At 70.4% G+C, this 3,279-nt stretch carries 4 protein-coding genes and 1 pseudogene; 4 read left to right on the top strand and 1 reads right to left on the bottom strand.

The window, feature by feature from the left end:
- Positions 1-266 (bottom strand): annotated as a pseudogene (locus L810_RS41240) (ExeM/NucH family extracellular endonuclease); the annotation flags it as partial.
- Between the two features lie 204 nt (positions 267-470).
- Here L810_RS41240 and L810_RS41235 point away from each other — a divergent pair.
- The 4 genes from L810_RS41235 to L810_RS41220 all read left to right on the top strand — a co-directional run bounded on the left by L810_RS41235 (position 471) and on the right by L810_RS41220 (position 3,086).
- Complete coding sequence (locus tag L810_RS41235) at positions 471-824, top strand: YciI family protein (protein WP_021164040.1); 354 nt, start codon at positions 471-473, stop codon at positions 822-824.
- 125 nt (positions 825-949) lie between these two features.
- On the top strand, positions 950-1,369 hold the full coding sequence (locus L810_RS41230) for a YciI family protein (RefSeq protein ID WP_021164039.1): 420 nt from the start codon (positions 950-952) through the stop codon (positions 1,367-1,369).
- Positions 1,370-1,404: 35 nt separating this feature from the next.
- Positions 1,405-1,821 carry a VOC family protein gene (locus L810_RS41225; RefSeq protein ID WP_021164038.1) on the top strand — a complete coding sequence of 139 codons (417 nt, stop codon included), beginning with the start codon at positions 1,405-1,407 and terminating at the stop codon, positions 1,819-1,821.
- Complete coding sequence (locus tag L810_RS41220; protein WP_021164037.1) at positions 1,818-3,086, top strand: RNA polymerase sigma factor; 1,269 nt, start codon at positions 1,818-1,820, stop codon at positions 3,084-3,086. The genes L810_RS41225 and L810_RS41220 overlap by 4 nt, the downstream gene beginning before the upstream one ends.
- Positions 3,087-3,279: the final 193 nt, after the last annotated feature.

Below are 3,279 nucleotides of genomic sequence, written 5' to 3'. Positions count from 1 at the left end.
CGCTGCGCGTCGGCCTGCTGGACGAAGAAGCCGCCCAGGCCGTCGGCGCCGGTGAATGCCGCGGTGACGACCGCTTCGATCGAGGTCGTTTGCCCGGTCAGCGGCGACGGGCCGCCGGCGCCGCGGAGGTCGGCAATCGGCGTGGTTGCGCCGCCGCAGCCGGCGCTGACCGGCGGCGCGGCCGCGGCGGGCCCGGCGAGGAGGACGAAGAGGGTGGAGAGGACGAAGAACGCTGCAACGGCAGGCGGCGAAAGCAGGCGTGACATGGGGCGGTCCACAGGAAGAAAATCCGACGATTCGGGAAAGCATCTTGACGGCAAAATGTCAGGAAGCGGCGAAATTGGCCGTCCGGCCAGTGTGCCGATCGGCCGACGATGCAACGCGCACGGCGGCTGTTACGCTTTTGCATCGGCGGCGCATCCCGATCGCGCAGCACACGCCGCCGCGCCCCGTTCCCACAGGAGAAATCCATGTCCTACATGCTGTTGATTGTCGAGCCGACCGACCAGCGTGCCGAGCGCACGCTCGACGAAGGCCAGGCGCTGTACGCGCGGATGGTCGATTTCGCCGAGACGCTGAAGGCGCGCGGCGTGCTGCGCGGTGTCGAGTCGCTGGAGCGTTCCGAGCGCGGCACGCGCGTGCAGGTGCGCGACGGCGAGACGCGCCTGCTCGACGGCCCGTTCGCGGAGGTGAAGGAGATGGTCGGCGGCTTCTTTCTCGTCGACGTCGACACCCGCGAGGAAGCGATCGAGATCGCGCGCCAGTGCCCGGCCGCGCAATGGTGCACGGTCGAGGTACGCGCGGTCGGCCCGTGCTTCCTGTGAATGCCGCGACTCGGTATTTACCCTGATTGGTCGCGGAACGTGTCGATCCGGGCGTCTTCCGGCCGTCGTCCGGATAAGGCGCCGCCGAACGGGCGCCGCCTGCCACCGATGACAAGGAGTAAACGATGCGATTCATGATCATGATCCGGGCGAACGCCGTCAGCGAATCCGACGCGTTGCCGGACAACCGGCTGGTCGAAGCCATGACCGTCTACCACGAGGAACTGGCCAGGGCCGGTGTGCTGCTCGACGCGAACGGGCTGCGGCCGAGCGCGCGCGGCTGGCGCGTGCGCTACACGGGCGGCAAGGGCACGGTGATCGACGGCCCGTTCGCCGAAACGAAGGAACTGATCGCCGGCTATACGCTGATCCAGGTGCGTTCGCGCGACGAGGCGCTCGAATGGACGCGCCGGTTCCCCGCGCCGTTCGGCGCGGAAATGGACTGCGAGATCGAGGTGCGGCCGCTGTTCGAGCTCGACGACCTCACCCCGAGCGACGCGGTCGAGCGGTTCCGCGATCTCCACGTCGGCCGCACCCAGGCCTGAATCCACCCGAATCCAGTCTCACCGGAGCATCCGTCATGCACAAGATGGTTTTCATCAACCTGCCCGTGGCCGACCTGCCGCGCGCGAAGACGTTCTACCAGGCACTCGGTTTCGAGGTCGTGCCGGCCTACACCAACGAACAGGCCGCCTGCATCAAGATCAGCGACACGATTTTCGCGATGCTGCTCGTGCGGCCGTTTTTCCAGACCTTCACCGGCAAGACCATCGTCGATCCGGCGACGCAGGTGCAGGCGCTGACGTGCCTGTCGTGCGACAGCCGCGCCGAGGTCGACGCGATCGTCGCGAAGGCGCTCGCGGCCGGCGGGTCCGCGCCGCAGGCGCCGCGCGAGTATCCGAACATGTACGGCCACGGGTTCGACGATCCGGACGGCCATGCATGGGAGCTGATGGCCATGCCGCTGGATGCGTCCGCCCAGGGGCAGGCGTCGTGACGCTCGAGGCGACTCACCGTGCGATCGAAGCGGTCTGGCGGATCGAGGCGCCCAAGATCATCGCGCGCGCCGCGCGCGTGGTGCGCGACGTCGGCGTGGCCGAGGAGCTGGCGCAGGACACGCTCGTCGCGGCGCTCGAGCACTGGCCCGTCGACGGCGTGCCCGACAACCCGGCCGCGTGGCTGATGACGGCCGTGAAGCGCCGCGCGCTCGACCGGGTCCGGCAGGAGTCGCTCCACGCGGCGAAGCGCGACCAGCTCGGCCACGAGATGGACGCGCTCGAAGCGCATGTCGTGCCCGACATCGCGGATGCGCTCGCCGACGCGAGCGACGACGACATCGGCGACGATCTGCTGAGGCTGATCTTCACGTCGTGCCACCCGGTGCTGTCGACCGATGCGCGCGTCGCGCTGACGCTGCGGCTGCTCGGCGGGCTGACGACGGGCGAGATCGCGCGCGCGTTCCTGACGCCCGAGCCGACGATCGCGCAGCGGATCGTGCGCGCCAAGCGCACGCTCGCGGCCGCGCACGTGCCGTTCGAGGTGCCGGCCGCCGATGCGCGGCCCGCGCGGCTCGCGTCGGTGCTCGAGGTGATCTATCTCGTGTTCAACGAAGGCCACGCGGCGACCGCGGGCGACGACTGGACACGCCCGGCGCTGTGCGACGAGGCGCTGCGGCTCGGCCGCGTGCTGGCCGGGCTGGCGCCGGACGAGAGCGAAGTGCTCGGGCTCGTCGCGTTGATGGAACTGCAGGCGTCGCGCATGCACGCGCGCACCGACGCGCAGGGCCGGCCCGTCCTGCTGCTCGACCAGGATCGCAGCCGCTGGGATCCGCTCTTGATCCGACGCGGCCTCGCGGCGCTGGAGCAGGCGACGAAGCTCGGCGGCGTGCGCGGGCCGTATGCGTTGCAGGCTGCACTCGCCGCCTGCCATGCGCGTGCGCGGCAGGCGGCGGACACGGACTGGGCGCAGATCGTCGCGCTGTACGACGCGCTCGCCGAGGTCGCACCGTCGCCGGTCGTCGAACTGAATCGCGCGGTGGCCGTCGGGATGGCATTCGGGCCCGCCGCGGCGCTCGAACTCGTCGACGTGCTGCGCGACGATCCGGCGCTTGCGCGTTATCACTGGCTGCCGAGCGTGCGCGGCGACCTGCTGGCGAAGCTCGGCCGCGCCGACGAGGCCAAGGCCGAATTCCGCCGCGCGGCGGAACTGACGCGCAACGAGCGCGAGCGCGAACTGCTGCTCAGGCGTGCGACCGACGCGTGAGGCGCGCAGCACGCAGCACGTAGCACGCAGCACGCAGCACGCAGCCCCAGCACGCACACGCACACGCACACGCACACGCACACGCACACGGACACGGACACGACCACGCACCGTAATCGCGTACAACGCGACCAGTGCCGGTTTGCGCAGGAACACGCCGACGCTGCTGAGCGACCCCGCGCCCTGGCTCGGC

Source organism: Burkholderia sp. AU4i (assembly GCF_000466765.1).
GTDB lineage: Bacteria > Pseudomonadota > Gammaproteobacteria > Burkholderiales > Burkholderiaceae > Burkholderia > Burkholderia cepacia.
This window is presented reverse-complemented; position numbering and strand designations above follow the sequence as displayed.